The sequence below is a fragment of the Pseudomonas sp. A genome (assembly GCF_056270345.1).
The window spans coordinates 5,094,709-5,114,255 of record NZ_CM149873.1; the positions used below are offsets into that span (position 1 = coordinate 5,094,709).

The 19,547-nt window shown below is 60.7% G+C and carries 9 protein-coding genes and 1 pseudogene; 1 reads left to right on the top strand and 9 read right to left on the bottom strand.

Annotated features, from left to right (window positions below; genetic code table 11):
* Positions 1 to 43: 43 nt before the first annotated feature.
* Positions 44 to 187: pseudogene (locus AC0MAZ_RS22730) on the top strand (helix-turn-helix domain-containing transcriptional regulator); the annotation flags it as partial.
* Positions 188 to 203: 16 nt separating this feature from the next.
* On the opposite strand, the gene AC0MAZ_RS22735 reads toward AC0MAZ_RS22730, so the two are convergent.
* The 9 genes from AC0MAZ_RS22735 to AC0MAZ_RS22775 all read right to left on the bottom strand — a co-directional run bounded on the left by AC0MAZ_RS22735 (position 204) and on the right by AC0MAZ_RS22775 (position 19,100).
* On the bottom strand, positions 204 to 1,130 hold the full coding sequence (locus AC0MAZ_RS22735; protein WP_186600156.1) for a DMT family transporter: 927 nt from the start codon (positions 1,128 to 1,130) through the stop codon (positions 204 to 206).
* A 91-nt stretch (positions 1,131 to 1,221) separates the two neighbouring features.
* A complete protein-coding gene (locus tag AC0MAZ_RS22740) occupies positions 1,222 to 1,626 on the bottom strand; it encodes a transcriptional regulator (RefSeq protein ID WP_475859247.1) in 405 nt (134 codons plus the stop codon).
* Between the two features lie 141 nt (positions 1,627 to 1,767).
* A complete protein-coding gene (locus tag AC0MAZ_RS22745; protein WP_475859250.1) occupies positions 1,768 to 2,367 on the bottom strand; it encodes a hypothetical protein in 600 nt (199 codons plus the stop codon).
* A 240-nt stretch (positions 2,368 to 2,607) separates the two neighbouring features.
* On the bottom strand, positions 2,608 to 2,826 hold the full coding sequence (locus tag AC0MAZ_RS22750; protein ID WP_475859252.1) for a hypothetical protein: 219 nt from the start codon (positions 2,824 to 2,826) through the stop codon (positions 2,608 to 2,610).
* A gap of 294 nt (positions 2,827 to 3,120) precedes the next feature.
* Positions 3,121 to 3,444 carry a hypothetical protein gene (locus AC0MAZ_RS22755; protein WP_475859253.1) on the bottom strand — a complete coding sequence of 108 codons (324 nt, stop codon included), beginning with the start codon at positions 3,442 to 3,444 and terminating at the stop codon, positions 3,121 to 3,123.
* A gap of 278 nt (positions 3,445 to 3,722) precedes the next feature.
* Complete coding sequence (locus tag AC0MAZ_RS22760) at positions 3,723 to 4,076, bottom strand: hypothetical protein (RefSeq protein ID WP_475859254.1); 354 nt, start codon at positions 4,074 to 4,076, stop codon at positions 3,723 to 3,725.
* A gap of 495 nt (positions 4,077 to 4,571) precedes the next feature.
* The gene (locus AC0MAZ_RS22765; protein ID WP_475861484.1) at positions 4,572 to 4,871 is read right to left on the bottom strand and encodes a hypothetical protein; all 300 of its coding nucleotides are present in this window, start codon (positions 4,869 to 4,871) and stop codon (positions 4,572 to 4,574) included.
* Positions 4,872 to 5,161: 290 nt separating this feature from the next.
* Complete coding sequence (cdiI, locus tag AC0MAZ_RS22770; protein WP_475859256.1) at positions 5,162 to 5,524, bottom strand: ribonuclease toxin immunity protein CdiI; 363 nt, start codon at positions 5,522 to 5,524, stop codon at positions 5,162 to 5,164.
* Positions 5,525 to 5,531: 7 nt separating this feature from the next.
* The gene (locus AC0MAZ_RS22775) at positions 5,532 to 19,100 is read right to left on the bottom strand and encodes a hemagglutinin repeat-containing protein (RefSeq protein WP_475859257.1); all 13,569 of its coding nucleotides are present in this window, start codon (positions 19,098 to 19,100) and stop codon (positions 5,532 to 5,534) included.
* Positions 19,101 to 19,547: the final 447 nt, after the last annotated feature.

Here is a 19,547-nt window from a genome sequence, read left to right on the forward strand (position 1 = left end):
CGTTTCATTGGCTACATTCTCCAGCACTCGCAGAGGACGCAAAATGACTGAAACGTTCCATGAATTCGACGCTGCCGCCTATCTGGCTTCTCCGGAAACCATCGCACAGTTCATGGCTGACGCATTGGAGACAGGAGATGCAGCCTACGTAGCAAAAGCCGTGGACGTGGTGGAACGCGCCAGGGGCCGGCGCGTCTACCCTCTCATCCCACCAGCTTGCGCAACTGCTGCCGCACCCACGCCTCGGCGCTGACCATGACCACCCCGAGCAGCACCATCACCGCGCCGATCACGAAGTTCAGGCTCAGCGGCTCATCCAGCAGCAGCACGCCGAAGGTCACCCCGAACAACGGCGTGATGAAGGAAAACACCGCCAGGTTCGAGGCCAGGTATTTGCGCAGCAACCAGAACCAGGTCAGGTAGCTGACGAACGACACCACGATCCCCTGGAACAGCACACTGCCCACCGCCAGCGGGGTCAGCGAGAAATCGGCGATCTGCCCGCTCACCAGGGCGATCAGCACCAGCCCGACAAACCCCACCGCCAGCTGGTAGAACAGGGTCAGGGTCGCCGGCGCCTCGGACAGGCGCGAGCCGCGCACCACCACCGTGGTCGCGCCCCAGGCCAGGCCTGCCAGGATCGCCATGGCATCGCCCAGCAACATGCGTCCATCGAGGTGTTCGAGGGAAACCCCGCCGGCGAAGGCCAGGGCAATCCCCCCGAAGGCCAGCAGGATGCCCAGCCACTGCAACAGCCGCAGCCGTTCGCTGGGCATCATGAAATGCAGCCCCAGGGCGGTGAAGATCGGCGCGGTGTAGAGGAACACCGACATGTGCGCCGCCGAGGTCAGCTTCAGCCCCTCGGCGATGAACAGGAACTCGAGGCCGAACAGCGCGCCGGCCAGTAACCCGGCGCGCCAGGTGCTGCCCACCTGGCTCCAGCCACCCCGCCAGCAGACCAGCAGCCCCACCAGCAGCGCGGCGATGCCATTGCGAAACGCCGCCTGCATGACCGGTGCAATGTCCACGGCAGCGGATTTGATCAGCACCTGCTGGCAGCCCCAGATCAGGCACAGCCCCAGCATGACCTGGAAGGCGAAGGCGTCGGGGTTCTTGCGGACCGCGGTCATGGGCGGCCCCTCTGCAGGTTGAACGGCATGGCAAGGCTCGGCAGTGAGAATGGATCCCGATTATCGGGGGACCGGCCTTGGCGATGCCAGTCTAAATTGATCCGCCAGCGATCTGCGCCTTGGCCGAGACGTGCTCGAAGGTGGCTTCGTCCAGCGCATCAGCCTGTTCATCGAGCACCTGGCGTGGGTGTTCGAAGCCCGGAATGCTGCTGTCAATCAGGCTGAGCAGGCGCGAGCCGCGCGGACTGAGGACGAAATTCTCGCCATTGCCGCCTTCCGCTTCAGGCCGTCTCTCGATGAAACTCCGCTCCAAGAGGATCTTTTCGTACTCGCAGGCCTGGGCCTTGAGCTTGTTCAGATTGCCCGGCGCCTCGCCATCGGCGGCCAGCGCGGCGGCATGCTGCTCGGCATAGGGGCGTGGCGTGAAACTGTGACCGGCGCCGTTCTGCACTTCGTGCAGCAAGCGTTCGATCAAGTCCCAGTCGTATGTGCTCATGGGGTAAGCCTCCTGCTGTGGACAAGTAGGTACACAGCGTGGGACTGACAGAGGTTGCCAGGTGTTCAATCAGAAACCGCAGGGCCACCCCATTGCTCTTCGCAGGCTAAAAATCGTGTAGCGAACACACTTTAGCCAGGCCTAGCACCTATACAGATCGCAAAAATACTCATTGATACTGTTCCCACTCAGCACGTGTTTCGAATCGAAATCCAAGGTTTGAGAGACGACAATTCCTGCTCTCAGGCTCTCTGGAAATTCTTCAATCGATGCATACTCCCCTGGCACCAGAAACCTGAAGTAGTCTCCCATACTCGTAGGGCCATCAAACCCAACGGGGAAGTCCTCTCCCTCACGGGAACCTTCGACTGCGTGATAGACAAAGAATCCTTTGTTAAAGGCAAGGCTGGCTTCACTGTAGATTCCTCGCTCTTCGAGATCACGCAACATCTCATCCAGAACGAAAGCCTTGTCTCTTCCTTGCCAGCGCCATGCCGAATACAAGTCCACCGTAAAGCCACCTTTCTTCAAAGGTGGGTACGACCGAAAGACCTTAGACTCCTCCCACATGAATTCACTGATGGCGTCCAGCATTTCCTCTGCTCCGCTCAGCGCCAAGAGCACTTTTGGAATACCACCAAAACAATTGTTCACCATGACCGCAATTCGACCAGCTCTATCCATGGCCAACCACGTGTATATAGTACCGAAGCCAGGCTCCCATTGCTGATCAAGGCTCATTACTGGCTCCCCGTAGGCCATGTCACCACGCAATTTTCGAAGATTTTTAAGAGAAACATCGTCCCGTCGCCAAACACCGATCAAAAGGGCACAGGTTTATTCTCTAGATTCTAATTTCGATGCCTCCGGTGTAGCGCTCCACGTTCTCTCCGATAGGGGCCTGATTTCGCTGCCATCCTGGCCAGGCACCAGCAGAAACCAGATTAAAAATAATATCGTACAACGCCTTCTATATTTGCGTTACTCAACCACATAAACCGTAAATTGATTTTTACCTTCTTCCAAGTGGAGTCGTTTGCACTGGGGGCAACGATAAACCGTAACAGCCCTAGGCTCAATTGCCTCATAAAATTTATCCGAGGACATTGATTCGACATCCAGACGTTCTCCAACCGCCTCGATAACAGATTCAGGCATCAGTGTCATCTCATGATCTGACCAGCCATGTGACAAATTCATGATACACCCACACCTACACAAGAATTTTGGCATTCTGCTTTTCCACTATCTGGTCTATCGAAGCGTGTCACCGCTATGCAGAACCACTTAAACAACCACCCCAGAGACATAACATACAACCTGATACCGGTGCTAATATCCACACCAGCATTTGGCATCTTTGAGATGCCATAAACCTATTCCGCGCAGCATACGGTCAAACACCTTCCAGAAGCGCCTGAAGCTTTAGTGGGTCAGCAATGCTGCCAAAGGGCAAAGGGGATTGATTTATTTCCCACAATTGTTACAGATCCGTCATTCAAATGGATGCTCTCTTACATAGGCCTGCAAATCCTCGAGTGCTATACCCGGTGCACCTGCAGCCAACCACAGCTGAAACTCTGCTGGGTAGTGTGATAGCACTTGGCCATCAGCGATCTGAGACTTCGTCACCTCTCCATACCGCGTGACAAATCTGAGATGCGTTACAACAAGCACCCAGATTCTTCTCAGCCAAGGTGATTCCGGTACCCCCTGTGAAGCATCGGTCAGGTACGGAGACTCCCCCTCGACGAAAGCGAGAAGATCGCCCGCCCTGCCCGCCTTAATCAAAGCACGAATCAACTCAGCCTTTTCCATAATGCCCTCTCGCAAAAGGGGACAGATTTATTTTCTATACTCTAGTTTCGACCTGCCCTGCATGACTGTTCGACCCCCTCCCCACTACAGGATCGAAACTAGAGCAGGAAAAAAAACCGTCCCCTTTCAGCCTTGATAGAGTTTCATTAATAACTTGATCTAGGCGTTGGCTAGCACCTGCATCCAGTTGAATCTGCCTTTCATCATTAACAAAGGTTTTCCAGTTTTCAGTAGGACCAGCCAGTGGCATACGTGGTGTCGCAGTCGCTTTTAGACCATTAAACTACTGCAACAGGACAAATACCAAGGCGAGTAGAGATCACATAGGACTCAAGCCCGTTACACTCAGGGATTACCCTCAATGACTTCTCTCCCTCAAACTCCAACACCAGAACCCCCTCCTCAAGCGAAGCACTTGTCACCTGGCAATTCAGATAATCAAAAAATAACTCACTGGTTTTCACATCCTCACCGTGCCCCTGTTGTTTCCGCCCTTGTATTTCACTTACAAAGGGACACTGTATTAGCACGGTCGCACCACTCCCTAATATCAAAACTTGCGAGCCAACCCCAACTGTCACACCTGTAAGCACTGTTGAATCCAGCTCTGCCAAATCGGCTTCATTAATCATAAATACACTCTCATCGCTTAGGTGGCACAGTATTTTGCAAAAAGGGGACAGATTTATTATTCATACTCTAATTTCGCAAAAGGGGACAGATTTATTTTCTATACTCTAGATTCGACCTGCCCTGCATGACTGTTCGACCCCTTCTCCACTACAGGGTCGGAACTAGAGCAGGAAAAATAAATCTGTCCCCTTTTTCGTGTCCCCTTTTTCGCCGCCCCCCTTTTTCGCCGCCTTACAAAACTATATATACCTAGCCGAGTCGCAGAAGTGGATACCATGTAACTTTTGATGGCTACCTCATACTGAGCCAGCGCCTCTGGATTTTTTAGTAGTCACCACACTAAAATCGGAGGCATGTTTGTTTTTTATCGAGCTGTTTCTGGGCAACACTAGTTAAAGCCTCAGCTACATTATTACCTTTCACACCATTAATGACACCCTTCCCGCCCCTGGCAACACCAGAACTTTTCTACTTCTCTAGCTCCTTTTGCATCATCAGGTTTCTATGCGTCTCAAAAACTCGGCCATCGCTTGCGGATCGCGCTCCGCAAGTTTTTCAATCAGATCTTCGGCTGCCCAGTGCAGAATCATGTCTCCCCCATCCCCTGCTTTGCAGATGATGAGATCACCTGACAAGGTAGAGTCAACAATATTGACCTCTCTATCACTAAGTGTCATAAGACCACCGTAACCTTCATAGGGAATAACCCAGTAAAAGCGCTCATTCCCTACCCAGTAAATCCCAAATACCTGCACAGGCTCAGCCCGCCCAATTTCTCGAACAATCATATCCACATCATTCAATAGTTCTTCCGGGTTGCAGCGCAGGTGGAAGCTGCTACGGCGTTGTGATTTTCATATCACGCAAAAGGGGACAGATTTATTTTCTATACTCTAGTTTCGAACTGCCCTGCATGACTGTTCGACCCCTTCTCCACTACAGGATCGGAACTAGAGCAGGAAAAATAGTTCTACCCCCTTTTTCGGTCCTGCATGGCCGCTAGAACTCTTCATCTAAAGAGACCGAAATTAGAGTAGAAAAATACCCCACTTTTTTCTCATTTTTCGCTCTAATTCATAACTCATCAAAAAGAAAGCCGACTCAGAATATCTTTCACTTTTGCGGCATCCTCCGGATGAAGGCCCACATACTTATCACACGCCACCCGCATATACTCAGAGCAAACCCCCTCACTCACAATTACTGTGTCTTCATTTCTCGGTGGATAACCATAAGCAAATTCAACGCCTTCAAAGTGCTCTTCTTCAAAAAAACTATTCAGATCAGGGAAGTTACAGTACGCACCATCCACACTGAAGCCCCATCTCTCCACCAACAACTCAATAGACCTTATAAAGTTACCATCGTGATACATTCGATCAAAGTACCCTTTCACAACCCAGTAAGGATCAGAATCAGAGTATGGCTGCCCAAATAGTTCTTTCACATCAACCTCACTGAGGATGGAAGTTAGTAACTGCCCCTGTAGCTCTGTCAAGATAGACCCTGAAGCTAACGCCGCCGGCAGTAGCATCAAACTGGGTCACACCCTTCGACAAAGCATCTTTGTATCCACTGGCCGCCGCCTGCTGCCCAAGATCAAGAATTTTTTGGTCAGAAAATATTTTCGGATCATAAACAGTTTTAGTAAATTCCTTTGCTTTATACCCAACCACATTCCCCGCCCGATCATAAGCCGGTATCTGATATACAAAATTTGTAATTCCATTAACAGAAGTCGGCGATTCACTCAATATTTTTATACCGTTTGAAGATGCCGCCTTAGTAAACGCTTCCAGATTATGGGTTCCACTAATACCACTTTTCTGGCTCAAGCCATCGAAACCACTCAGATGTTTTTTGAGATTTGGATTAAAGCTGATGCCTTCCGGGAAGCTTGCAACATCTTTCGCACCATTAATGACACCCTTCCCGCCCCCTGGCAACTCCACAGGAGTAGTCGTTGGCTTTTTGGCCTCATGCCCACCACTCCCTTTGCGCCCCGAGGCAACACCCAGAATCATGCTGCTGATGAGCTTGCCGCCCCCCACCAGGAATTTGTCGCTGTCAGACTCCCCATTCAGGACAACACCGCCGCCTTCCATATGCTCGGCAAGCATCGTGCCGACTCGGGTCATGGCACGATCGTACTGTTCATTGAGGTCTTGACCGAGCTCCGTCTGCCCAATCGCTGTCGACACCGCCAGCTGTATAACCGCCTTGGGGCCCTGGATCATCGCCAGAGCCAGAGCCAGTTTCTGACCTCGCTCCGGATCTGCATCCAGATACTCATTGATTTGCGAGCTATAGGTCAGCGCCATCTGCACCGGACCACGACGTTCAGTGATCGGCGTAGGGTCAAGCTCAATCGCCCCCCACAGACGGGCAAGCTCGTTCGTCGACTCCTCGTGCTTATCGAACACATGTTCGATCTGGTTCAGGCGTGCCAGCACCTCCTGCTGGAAACTCGGCGTGCGCATGAGCGCCTTGGCTTCATCAGGCTTGAAGTTCGCCATCAGCAGGGCTTCATAGGTGTCCTCTGCGAGCTTCACCCCGCCAATGGCCACGGCACCTGCATCCAACTGACGCCCTTGAAGGCGCTCGAAGCGATTGACCAGAACATTGACGACATTGCCGGCCTGCTCAAGGTTCTTCAGCGCAGTCTTATCGTAATTGCGAAGCTCGTTGGACCACCTGTTCACCGTGGCTACTGGGTGAAGCGCATCGTTGACCGCCGTGTCACTGATGTAGAGGTCGGTGCGCGACTCGTGGTCTCGAGTGATCTGGTAAGCCTTGTCCAGGTCCCGATTCAGCCCGACCGTGGAGTCCTGGCCGGTGGCGGCATCCCCGCGCACTGTGATGTCGCCGGCACCAACGGTGGCACGGACAATCTGCTCGCGGTCTTTCTCGTACTCCCAGCCACTGACGGTTGCACTCTTCTCGTCCTTGGCATTCTTGACCGGCTTCCAGCTGCCACCGACATTCAGGTAGTAACCATGCTCCTGGTCCTTGCCCGCGATATCACGGTGCCCCAACGTGCCGGTGTCGAGCTTGAGGTTGCCGTTGTCGGAGGCGATCAGGGCACCATCGAGCTGGGTGTGGTTCTCGGTACGGATATCGACCTTGTCCCGAGCGCTGATGCGGGTCTGGTTCTCCACCCACTCGGTTTCACCCGTGGTCTTGCCTTTGCCGACCGAGCCACTGATACCCGAGCCCGGGCCGATGGTGACGGTGGCACTCAGGTCGAACTCCTTGCCCTTGACCTTGCCGGTGTCAATGGCCGAGGCCACGTTCAGGTCGCCCCCCACACGGCCTATGACTTCGTCCCCGCGCACCTGGGCACCCTGGATGTTGGTGTCCTTGCCGCTGCTGAACTTCAGCTGGTCGCCCGCGTAGACATAGGCCTCCTGGTGACGCTGGGCATCGCGCTCCAGCGCACCCTTGCCAAGGTTGACGCTGGCATAGATACCTACCCCTTCCGAGCCGAACGCCAGGCCGACTTCACCTCCGCCGCTGCGGCGGTTCTGCTCGTAGTGCGAGTCGTTCTGCGCGGCGCGGATGTTCAGGTCATTGCCCGCAGCCAGGTCGATGTCACGCCCTGCCTTGACCTGCGAGCCGACGATGTTCAGGTCGTGGCTGGCGTCGAGCTTGATATCGCGCCCCGCGTCGAGCTGGCTCGGCGTCGAATTGCCCTGGGTGCCATCGGCACCCGCAGTACCGTGACTGCCACCAATACCAACTTTGAAGCCACCGCTGGTACCGCCGTGGATGCCCCCCCAGCTCTGCGACCGGTTGCTTTCCTGGCTGCTGCTGCCCTTGGCCACATCGATGTTGATATCGCGCGCCTTGACGTCGATATCCCGCCCGGCCTGCACCTGGCTGCCCTTGATATTGACGTCGTTGCCCGCCTGCAGCTTCACATCGGTGCCAGCGTCCAGCGTCGAGGGGCGGTTGTTCTGTTCGACACTTTGCTGGCTGCTGGTCTGCTTGCTGCTGCCGATCTTGCCGTCACCGGTCGGGCCGGCGAGGAATTGACTGATCGCATCCAGGGTCTGCAGGGCGCTGGAGCCCTTGCTCACCCCATTCTCGCCCTTGCCGGTGTTGCTCAGCGCGTCCTTGGTCTTGCCCAGGTTATGATTGACCGAGCCACTGATACCGTGCCCCTCGTACTCACGCTCCTGTTCCTGGATACGGGTTTCGCGTCCCGCGTCGATGTTGATATCGCGACCGGCGCCCAGGCTGATGTCATGTCCGGCCACCAGGTCGGAGCCAGTCTGGTTGATGTCGCGACCGGCCTTGACATCCAGATCCTGCCCCGCCTGGATGCGACTACCAGCAGCCAGCTGCTCGCGCAGACGGTCCTTGGCCTTCTCCTTCTCGACACCGGCGAAGAAGTTCATGCCGTTGTCGTCACTGTCGAAACGCAGGCCTGTCTTGCTCGAACTCGACCAGTGCGAGTTGTCGCTCTGGTTCTGCGCGGCGCTGACATTTACATCGCGCCCGGCGTTGAGGCTGACGTTGCGCCCGGCGCTGACACCGCTGCCCAGCACGTTGATATCGCGAGCCGCCTGCAGGGTGGCGTCATGCTCACCACTCACCTGACTGCCGACGCTGGTGCTGCTGCGAGCCTCCTGCCCGGAAGCCTTGGCCGAACCGATCGACACCGATGGCAGGACCGTGCCCGGTGCGATCGGCATCATCAGCGCTGCCGGGTTCAGGATGATCTCGGGGGAAAGCGACAGTTTGAACTTCTTCTTGTATTCCTCCGACCGGCTATAGGCAGTGTCATTGGCCGACACCAGGTTGATGTCACCCGCCTTGTCGATCAACCCCGCACGCAGCTCGACGTCCTTGCCGGCATTGGCCTCACTGGCGCGCAGGCGCACATCGCTGCCTGCGGCGATGACGATGTCGTTGCCGGCATCCAGCTCGCTGCCGACCTGCGTGGCGCGGGTCTGCAGCTGGCTCTTGCCGCTCTTCGACAGGCCCAGGAAGCCGGACTTGGTCTTCTTGCTGTACTCGCCGTGCTCCTCGACGCCGGACAGCACCGCCACATCGCCGGTTGCACCGAGCATGACATCGCCGCCGGCCTTGAGCTGGCTGCCGATCACCGAGACATCGCGGCCACCGTCCAGGGCGATGCCGCCGCCGTCCTTCTTGCTGACGTTGACGGTCAGGTCGCCACCGGCCTCGATCACCGAGGCGACGTTGGTGCTGTGGTAGCTCTCCTGCTGCTTGGAGCTGCTGCGACCGAACGAGCCCTTGCTCTTCTTCAGGTAGTACGAAGCGCTTTCGTTCTGCTCGGAGGCGATGGTCAGGTCGCGTTCGGCGTCGATATCGACAGCGCCCTTGCCCTTGACCTGGCTGGCGACGATGGCCATGTCCTGGCCTGCGGACAGCGAGACGTCGCCACCGGCCTTGACCGTGGTCGAGACCTGGGTGACCTGGTCATTGGACTGGGTGACCTTCTTGCTGCGGCTGAAGCTGTGGGCTTCGTTGGCGGCGGAGGTCAGGTTCAGGTCCTCGCCGGCGGCCAGGGTAAGGTTGCGGCCCGCGTCGATCTGGCTGGCCACGGCGGTGAGGTCGCGGCCGGCGCCGAGGCTCAGGTCGCGGCCGGCGCTGACCGTGGCGCCGTGCTGCTGCACCGTGCTGCTGCGCTGGCGATCGGTGTAGAAGCCTTGACGTTCTTCGACCGACAGCAGGCTCACATCACGACCAGCACTGAGCGACAAGTCGCCGCCGCTCTGGATCACGCTGGCGACGTTCTTGATGTCCTGCCCGGCCTTGAGGCTGAGGCTGTTGCCGGCCTCGATACGCGCGGCGCTTTCAAGATAATCCTTCTGCTCACGCACGCCGCCGTAAACGATGTCCGTGCGCGTGAGGTCGCGTCGGTTGATCAGGTCACCGTTGATGGCGGTCAGGCTGACGTCACGACCGGAGACGATGCCACCGGCACTGTTGACCAGGCTGTTGCCGGCCAGCAGGTCCAGGCGCTCGCCGGCCTGGACCAGGCCGGTGTTGGTCAGGTCCTTGCCGGCGGTGGCGCTGAGGTTGCGCGTGGCACGCAGCGTGCCTACGTTGTCGAGATTCTCCCCGGCGATCAACTGGACGTCCTGCCCCGCGATCAACGCACCGTCAGGCGCCAGTCGGCCATTGGCATGGGCCAGGTACAGCACTGGCGCGAGTACCTGCTCACCATTGATCTCGCGTGCTTCGAGCCAGACGATGTCGTGGGTCAACGCCGCGACCTGGGCGGAGGTCAAACCGACACCCAGGCTCAGGTTGAGCTGGTCTTTGCTGCGGATGGCATTGTCCATCAGGTGCTTGTACAGCTGCTCGCCGGAGGTCTGGCCATCGATGAACTGCTGGCCGGTGCGAGCCACCACCGCCTGCTGGATCAGGCGTTGCTCGTAGAAGCCGTCACCCAGACGCTTCCAGCTCTTGTCCGGATCGAAGCCCAGGTTGCCAAGCAGGTAATCGGAGCTCATGAACTGCTTGAGGTCGGTCAGCACCGGATTGGTTTCGATCAGATACTTGTGCGGCTTGCTCGTGTACAGGTTATCCGGCAGGCGAGTGACGCCCGCAATCCAGGGGCGAACGCCGATACCCGGCTCCTGCGCCACCAGCTCGGCGGACTGCGCACCTGCGCTCGGTGGGGGAACGTAGGTATCCACGACCTCGCCCGCAGGCGCATTGACCCCGATGACACTGGCCTTGGCAGCCGACTCGACACGCTGGTGGGCAACGCGATCGATTGCCTGCTCACTTCCTCTGGACGCGGACGCATCCATTGCCTGGATCGAGCCCGGTCGGGAACTGGCCAGCACCTCACGCTCATGCGAGGTGACAGTGGCGTTGCCCAATGTCCAGCGCTGGGCGGTGCCAGTGGCTGCATCGCTGCCTTTGCCACTCAGGCGGAACAGGCCATTCTGCCCGGCTGGCAGGCTGAAGCCTGGCAGGGTGGTGGGATCGACCTGTCGCTGGGCCAGATCAGGTGGCAACTGCGCATTCAGGTTGACCACCGTGGGCTGCGTCACGCTGGATACCTGGGTATCGAACGAGCGATTGCTGGTAGCCGCTGCCGCCCTGTTCACAACGATATTGCTGATGCTGCCTGCGGCAGTGAGCTTGGCCGTCCCGGCGGCCTGGATGACCGCTGGAGCGATGAACTTCTGATCCGGCTGGACCACGGGCTCTGCATCGATGCCGTAAAATACCCCGGGGTCGAACTTCGCGACCAATGTGTTGAAGGCGGCTTCGTCGAACGGCCCGGAACGTGGGTGGGCCTGGTTGTAGGCGTTTACTTCGTTGATCAACTGGAAGAAATAGCCCGTGGGAACCTTGACCCCAGGCCCCACTTCCCTTGCAACGGTTCCCGACCTGGAACGCTCGCCCTCGTTGTCAATGCTGCCGGCAGTGATGGTGAGATCGTTGGCCGCCGAGATGACGCTTCGAGCATTGAGCACACTGCCTGCGCCAATGGTCAGGTCACGCCCGGAAACCAGGGTTGCCGTGGGCGAGTCCTCGTGAATCACGGTCTCGAGGGTCTTGTAGATATGCACCGGGCCCCTCACCCACCGCGATCCCTTGCAATGCTGGACGCAGTAGATGGTCATGTAGCCATCGGTGATCTGGTGGCTGGCCCTGAACTTGTCGCGTTTGTTGACGAAACTGGATGCCTGCAGGTTGATGTCACCGGCCGCCTCGACAGTGCCGGAGCTGTTGAGGAAGGTTGCCGCAGTGCTGCCCGCGGTGACGCCGGCAACCAGCAGATTGCCCAGGCTGTACACATCCGCGTAGCGATTGCTGAAATCGGCGGTGCTAATCGTCATGTCCCGCCCACTGAACAGCAAGCCTCGACTTCCGTCGGCAGCCTGGTCGTTGTGGACGGACTGGGCGATCAAGTTCAGGTTGCGCGACGCCGCCAATGCACCGTAGTTGGACAGGCTGCCCGCGTTGATCGTCAGGTCATTGGCCGCCGACAAGCGCCCAAGGTTGCTCAGCTGGTCGCCGATGTTGACCACAATGCTGTCGCCACCCGCGATGCTTGTGGCGGTGCCCAGGCTCATCTGCGCCGCAGTCAGGGTCATGTTCCCCAGGCTGGTCAATCGGCCGTTGCCCGAATAGGCACCACCCAAGGTCAGGTTCAATGTGCCATCGCTGGCAATCAACCCGTCATTGAGCCAGTTGCCGCCCGTGCCCAGCAACGCCTTGGTCGCCAGCAACTGCCCGCTCGAGGTCTGGCTGAAGTTGTTGACATTGAGGTTGAGCGTGCCGGCTTGCAGCACGCTGCTGTTGACCCAGCTGTCGGCACTGAGATTCAGGGTGCCATGCGTCAACAGGCGACCTCCCGCCGCCATGACCTGCTGGCTGCTGACACCGAAATCGCCATTGCCGACGTGTGCGATGCTGCCCCCGGTGTTCACCAGATCGCCGATGACCAGGGCAAGATCGGTGTTGGCGGTTTCTACGGTTCCGTTTCGGTTATCCAGCACCCCGCCAATCTGGAATCGCGTTGTGCCGCTGTTGCCCAGGGCACGCAGTTTCCCCGCCTGGTTGTCCAGGCTGGCGGCTGCGATGGCCAGGGTGCTGGCGCTTTCGATGATGCCGCCGCGGTTGTCCAGGGCGCTGCTCAGTCCGATGTCGATACGCTGGCCGACCATCTCGCCGCGCGCGTCGCCACCGTTGAGCAGGTTGGTGCCGGTGACCTTGAGCAGGCCACTGGCGGAGATGCCGCCGTCACGGTTGTCCAACTGCCCGGTGCGAATCAGCGCATCACCGCCCAGCGCCGCGATGCGCCCGCCGTGGTTGTCCAGATTGGCGCTCTGCAGATCGAGGCCCAGTGCCTGGAGAACGCCGCGCTGGCCATTGGCATCGCTGCCGTTACGCAGCACACCGGTGGTGCGCACGCCCAGCGACTGCTTGAGGCTGGCAAGGATGCCGCCGCGGTTGTCGAGGGTATCGGCGGTCACGCTCAGCGCGCCGTCCTGGGCGATCAGCTTGCCGCCCTGGTTGTCGAGCACGCCGTTGGCCTGCACGCTGATCGCGCCCTTGGCCTGCACGGTGCCCTTGGTGTTGTTCAGGCTGGCCGCCTGCAGGCCTACGTCGCCCTGCTGGCTGTAGATCAGGCCATCGCCCGTGTTGCTGAGCGCCCCGCTGCTGTTGAGCACGAGCGCGCCATTGGCGGCCAGGGTGCCGCGCTGGCTGTTGTCGATGCCGCCGGCCAGCACCTTGAGCAGGCCCTGGCTGGCGATCTGGCCAGCCTGATTGTCGACCAGGCCGGCGCGCTGGATCAGCAGGTCCTTGCCGGCGAACAGCGTGCCCTTGCGGTTGAGCAGGTCGGCGAGCAGATCGAGGGTCAGGGCGCCCTGGGCGGCGAGGTTGCCGTCGTTGTTGTTCAGGCTCGCGGCGTTCAGGCCCAGGTCCTGGCGGGTGGCCACACGACCGCCGTGGTTGTCGAGGGAACCTGCGCTGATGACCAGCTTTTCACCGGCATCGATCAGGCCGCCTTCATGGTTATCCAGTGCCCCCGTGATGGTCAGCTGCTGGCCGCTGCCGCTGGACAGGATGCCCTTGGCGCTGTTGTCCAGGCTGTCGGCCTTGACCTCCAGGCGCTGCTGGGCGACCAGCGCGCCGCCGTCACTGTTGCGCAGGGCGCCGGCCACGGTCGCCTGCACGGCGCCGGAACGACTCGACAGCGTGCCTTGCTGGCGGTTGTCCAGGTTCTGGCCGGTAACGGTCAGCCCCTGCCAGCCCGAAACCAGGCCGTTGCGGTTGTCGATGGCGCCGCTGGTGATGGCCAGGGTCTGTTCGCTGATCAGCTTGCCGTCACGGTTGTCCAGCTCGCTGACATCCAGGCGCAGGGCCTGGGCGGTGGAGATCTCGCCGCCCTGGTTGGTGAGCTTGGCCAGGTTGGCGAGGGTCAGTGGGCCGGCGGTGGTGATCAGGCCGGCGTCGTTGTTCAGGTCGGCGCCGAGCAGGTCCAGTGCAAGGCTGCTGCCAAGCAGTTTGCCGCCGTGGTTGTCCAGGCCCTTGCTGGTGAGTGTGAGCGCGTCCTTGGCTTCGATTCGGCCACCGTCGCGGTTGCTCAGCAAGCCATCTACGGTCACCTGCAAGCCACTCTGGCTGCTCAGGGTGCCGCCGCTGTTGTCCAGCACACCGGCGTGAACCTCCAGCGACTGGGCGCCGATCAGGCCCTTGAGGTTGTCCAGGCGCTGGCTGACCCGCAGCAGCAGGCGCTGGTCACTGAGTAAGCGGCCGTTGCTGGTGTCCAGTTGCTCGGAAGCGAAGGTGAACGCTTTTGCGCTGGAAATCTCACCGCCCTGGTTGGCCACGGTCTTGAGGTTGTTCAGCAGCAGCGACGGGGCGTTGATCAGGCCGCCACGGTTGTCCAGGTGGCCATGGCTCAGGTCGAGATGGACCGAAGTGTCGCTGAACAGCTTGCCGCCCTGCTGGTCTAGGCCGGTAACCGTCGCGCTGAGTGCTTCGCGGCTGCCCACGCGGCCGCCGTCGCGGTTGTCCAGTTGGCCGGCGTGCAGATCGAGGATGCGGTTGCTGCTGATACTGCCCTGGCGGCTGTTGTCCAGGTGGCCGGTGGTAATGGTCAGCGCGCCCTTGCTGGCAATAACGCCCTTGTCGGTGTTGTCCAGGCTGGCGCTGGCCAGGGTGATATCGCCGTCGCTCAGCAACTCGCCACCCTGGTTGAGCAGCGCGCCTGACGTGGTCAGCTTCAGGCTGCCGGCACTGTTCAGTTTTCCGGTGCCGTTGTCCAGGCTTTGCGCGGCCATCACCAGCTGGCCCTCGGCGCTGATCAGGCCGAGGCGGTTGAGCGCCGCGCCGGTCAAGGTCAGGGTCATGTCCCGCTGGCTGGTCAGGCGGCCACCGTCGTTGTCCAGGGTCAGGCCGGTCAGGGTCAGGCCGGTCTGGGCCTCGATGCGTGCCTTGTTGCGGTTGAGCAGTGCCTGCAAGGCGAGGGCCATGCCGGTGCCGGCGACCAGCAGGCCGCCGTCGCTGTTGTCCAGCGAGGTGCCGGTCACGCCGACGGCGGCCTTGCCGGTGATCTCGCCGCCACGGTTGTCGATACGATCGACGTCCAGGGTCAGCGCGCCGTTGCTGCCGAGCAGCCCTGACTCACGGTTGTCCAGCTCGCCACCCTTGATCCGCAACTGCTCCAGACTGATCAGCGAACCCGCAGTGTTGAGCAATGTGCCAGCCTGGATCTCACCACGGCCTTTGCCGGAGACCTTGCCCTGGCGGTTGTCCAAAGTGCCGGCGTCGATGTTCAGGGCGGTGTCGCCCACAAGAATGCCTTGGCGGTTATCCGCGCGGGTGGCGCGCAGGTCCAGGCCCTTGGCCGAGACCAGGCCCTTGGTATTCTCCAGTACCTGGGCGATACGGACCGTCAGATCCTGGTCGCTGATCAGCTTGCCCTGGCGGTTGTCCAGCGTACCGGCGGCCAGCGTGAAGCCTTGCGGACTCACTATCTCGCCGCGCTGGTTGTCGACGCTGCCGAGATTGTTCAGCACCAGCAGCGGAGCCTTGATCAGGCCATGGTTGACCAATGCGCCCTGGCCCAGGTCGAGGGTGATCGAAGTCTTGCTCAGCAGGCGCCCGGCCTGCTGGTCGAAACCGCTGGCGGCCAGCTGCATGGCGCCATCGCTATCGATGCGGCTATCGCTGCCTGCATTGTTGACCTGACCGGCCTTGATGGTCAGGCGATCGTTGCCGACTACATGACCACTGTCGCGGTTGTCCAGTGTGCCGGTGGCGATGTCCATGGCCCCCTGGGCGCCGATCTCGCCGGCACGGTTGTCCAGGCTGGCGCTACGCAGGTCGAGGGTGCCATCGGCGGTGATCGAACCGCGCTGGTTGTCTACCTTGCCGGTGGTTGCCAGGGTGAGCTTGCCGGCGCTGCTCAGCTCGGCGTCGGTGTTGTCGAGGCTGGCGGCGCCGATATCGAGGTCACCCTCGCTGGTCAGCAGCCCCTTGCCGTTGTCGAGCGCCTGGCCCAGGCGCAGGCGCGCGCCCTGCTCGGCGGAAACACGCCCGTCGCGGTTGTCCAGGGTCTGGCCGTCGAGGGTCAGTTGGCCCTTGCCGCGCAGCAGGCCCTGGGCCTGGTTGATGACCTCGGCCACCGTCAGCGACAGGTCGGTGTCGGCCAGGACCTGGCCACCGGTGTTGTCCAGGTGCTGGCCGGTCAGGCTGAGCGCCTTGGCCGCGGACAGCTCGCCGCCACGGTTGTCGACGTTGCCCACGGTCAGGCGCATGCCCTGCCCGGCGCCCAGCACGGCGCCCTGGCGGTTGACCAGCGAATTGCCCTTGAGGGTCAGCTTGCCGTCGGCGGACAGCTTGCCGCCGAGCTGTTCCAGGCGCGTGACCTGCCCATCGAGATCACCACCGCTGGTCAGGCTGCCGCCGCTGTTGTCCAGGTGCGCAGCGACCAGATCCAGGTTGCCCTTAGCGCCGAAGATACCAATTTGGTTGAGCAGCTCGGTGCCATTGAAGCGCACCCCAGCCTGGCCACTGACCAGGCCCTGGTCACGGTTGTCGAGCTGGTCGATGGTCAGCGTAATCGCGCCATCACCCTCGATCTTGCCGCCGCGGTTGTCCCAATGCTGGCCATGCAGGGTCAGCAGGTCCTTGCCCTGCAACCGGCCACCACGGTTGTCCAACTGCCCCGCGTCGATATCAGTGGCACCCTGGCCATTCACCAGGCCCTTGGCCTGGTTGTCCAGCAGGCCGGTGACCTTGGCGGTCAGCGTGCCATCGCTGAGCAGCTTGCCTTGCTCGCGGTTGTCGAGGCTGGCGGCGTTCAGCGTCAGTGCCTTGCCGGCAGCCAGCACACCTTGGCGATTGTCCAGTGCCTGGGCGAACACCAGTTCCAGCGCCCCACCCGTGACCGTACCCTCACGGTTGTCGAGGTTGCCCGCCTTTACCTGGCCGTGGCCGGTGCTGGAGATCTCGCCATGCTGGTTATCGATGGCTGCGCGGGTGGTCAACTCCAGGCCGGACTTGCTGGTGACCACGCCGCCCTGGTTGTGCAACGCCAGGGCCTGGATATCCAGGCCGTCGGCCGAGACCAGGCCATCCAGGTTATCGAGCAACTGGTCGAGGCGCACGGTCAGGGCCTGCTCGCTGTAGAACTTGCCACCGGTGTTGTCGAGGCTGCGACCCGTCAGGGTGAAGGCCCCCTTGCTGGAGATCTCGCCACGCTGGTTGTCGATATCGGCCATCTGCCGCAGACGCAGCTGGTTGGCGACGATCTCGCCGTCGCGGTTGTCCAGCCGGCCTTGGTTCAGGTCGAGGGTCAGCTCGGTGACGCTGCTCAGATGGCCGCCTTGCTGGTCGAGCCGCCCGACATTGACGCTGACCGCCTGGTTGCCGCTGATATGGCCACCCTGGCCGTTGTTCAGGGCCTGGGCGGTCAGATCGAGGGCGGTCTGGCTGGCGATCCGGCCGGTCCGGTTGTCGACCAGGCCCTGGCTGGTGACGGTAATGCCCCGATTGGCCAGGACCTTGCCATTGCGGTTGTCCAGGCTACCGAGGTTCAGGGCCAGGGCATCGAGGCTGGACAGCTCGCCAGCCTGGTTGTCGAGATGCGCCCAGGTGGCATTCAGTGCCCCTTGGCTGATGATCTGGCCACGATCGCTGTTGAGCAGTTGCCCGCCGGTGAGGGTCATGCGCCCGTCACCGACAACCTTGCCCTGCTCGCGGTTGTCCAGCGTTGCCGCGTTGATGTCGACATGGCGCCCGGCGCTGAGGCTGCCGCCCTGGTTATCCAGGCGGCCACCCGTGGTCAGCGTCAGGTCACCGCTGGCGATCAGGCGCTGGTTGCGGTTGTCCACGGCACCGGCGCTGATCTTCAGGTCGGCGTCGGCCGCGCGGCTGCCATCGGCCTGGATGCCGGCCTGAATGCCCCCAAGGTTGCTCAGTTGGCCTGACGCGTCCAGTTGCACCGAACCTGCCGCGGTCAGCCCCTGACGGTTGACCAGGTCACCACGGCTTTCCACCTGCAGTTGCTTGCCGGCATGCACCGGCCCCTGGGTTTCGATACCGGTCGCCCGGATGCGCACATCGCCCCCGGCGCTGGCCTGGGCCATGCTCAGCTGGCCATTGGCATCGAGCTGGATATCGCCACCGCTGGCGATCATCCGCCCGTCGAGGCGCACACCGACACCGGCCTCGGTGCCGACCAGCCTGACCGCGCCGGCATACATGCCGCCCAGCGCGCTGGAGTCGATCGCCAGGCTCGGCTTGGCGCTGCCGTCGTCAGCACGCGCGGTGGCCGCCAAGGTGCGGGCATCGACATCGTTGCGCCCGGCGACGATGGCCAGGTTGCGGGCCTGGATCTCGGCATTGATCTTGGTGCTGCGGGCAATCAGCTCGAAGCTGTCGACGTTGCTGGCATTGATCCCCGCGCCTTCGATGGCGATGTGGCCCTGGTCGACCTGGTAACGGGTCAGTTGGCCGTTCTCGATCACCGGCTTGCCGGTGCTCAGCGTGGCCTGTGGCGTATTGATGAAACCGCAGCCATCGCAGGTGATGCCGTGGGGGTTGGCGACGATGACACGCGCCGCATGCCCGGCCACCTCGGTATAGCCACTCAACTGACTGGCGTTGGCGCCATTGACCTCGTTGAGAATGACATTGGCCGCCTGGCCGTGGAGGTTGGGGTTGCCAAGGATGATCCCGCCCAGCTGGGTGGCCTGGGTACGCTCGGTGGCGTTGTTGAGGATCAGCCCCTGCTGGCCGACGTTGTAGTCGCTGAACTGGTTGTGCGACAGCCCGCTGCCGTTGGGCGCGGCGATGTTGACGATCGGCACGCCGTTGCCCGCCTGGCCGAGGCTGGTGCCCGGCCCGCTGACCACCACGCCTTCGGCGGCCTGCGCCCACAGCGGCTGCCAGAACATGGCATTGGCCAGCAGGAAGGCCAGGCCACGCTTGGGCAGCCCGCAGAAGCGCTCGCGGGGCTGAATTGCGGCCGAGCGTTGGCGGGCCAGGAAGGCAAACAGGCGAACGTCCATGTCAGGTCTCGTGAATCAGGCGGTCAGATGACGAAGTCCAGGCGCAAGTACACCGGGCATTCCTTGTCGGTCAGCATGTCGGGGCGTTTCAGGCTGTGGGCGAAGGTAGGCACGCAAGCTCGCCCCCGCCGACAACGCACAGGCATCATCCAGTGCCTGGCCCTCGAAAAAAGAGCGCGAGATGTTATTTTGCCATCACGGAAACGTCAAATAAATATCGTCAAAAAACCGTGAAACCATCTACTGCCTGTTCCAGCAGCCACCCAAGCTGAAGCTCCAGGCAGCCAGAGGCCACCAGCGCACTGCATCCAGGGCTATCGAGGACGTCGGAAGGGGAGAAATCGGTGCCATGCCTCATCTGGGCATGCGCACCGCAAGAAGCCACACAGAGGAGAGAAGAACTGGCCGCAGCGGCCAGCAAGGACCCGCGAATCGAAACCGGGAGAC

Bases quoted from the DNA above. Each gene is read 5' to 3' on its own strand.
- AC0MAZ_RS22750 (WP_475859252.1), bottom strand. From the start codon at position 2,826: ATGAATTTGTCACATGGCTGGTCAGATCATGAGATGACACTGATGCCT.
- AC0MAZ_RS22775 (WP_475859257.1), bottom strand. From the start codon at position 19,100: ATGGACGTTCGCCTGTTTGCCTTCCTGGCCCGCCAACGCTCGGCCGCA.
- AC0MAZ_RS22740 (WP_475859247.1), bottom strand. From the start codon at position 1,626: ATGAGCACATACGACTGGGACTTGATCGAACGCTTGCTGCACGAAGTG.
- AC0MAZ_RS22745 (WP_475859250.1), bottom strand. From the start codon at position 2,367: ATGAGCCTTGATCAGCAATGGGAGCCTGGCTTCGGTACTATATACACG.
- AC0MAZ_RS22755 (WP_475859253.1), bottom strand. From the start codon at position 3,444: ATGGAAAAGGCTGAGTTGATTCGTGCTTTGATTAAGGCGGGCAGGGCG.
- AC0MAZ_RS22760 (WP_475859254.1), bottom strand. From the start codon at position 4,076: ATGATTAATGAAGCCGATTTGGCAGAGCTGGATTCAACAGTGCTTACA.
- AC0MAZ_RS22735 (WP_186600156.1), bottom strand. From the start codon at position 1,130: ATGACCGCGGTCCGCAAGAACCCCGACGCCTTCGCCTTCCAGGTCATG.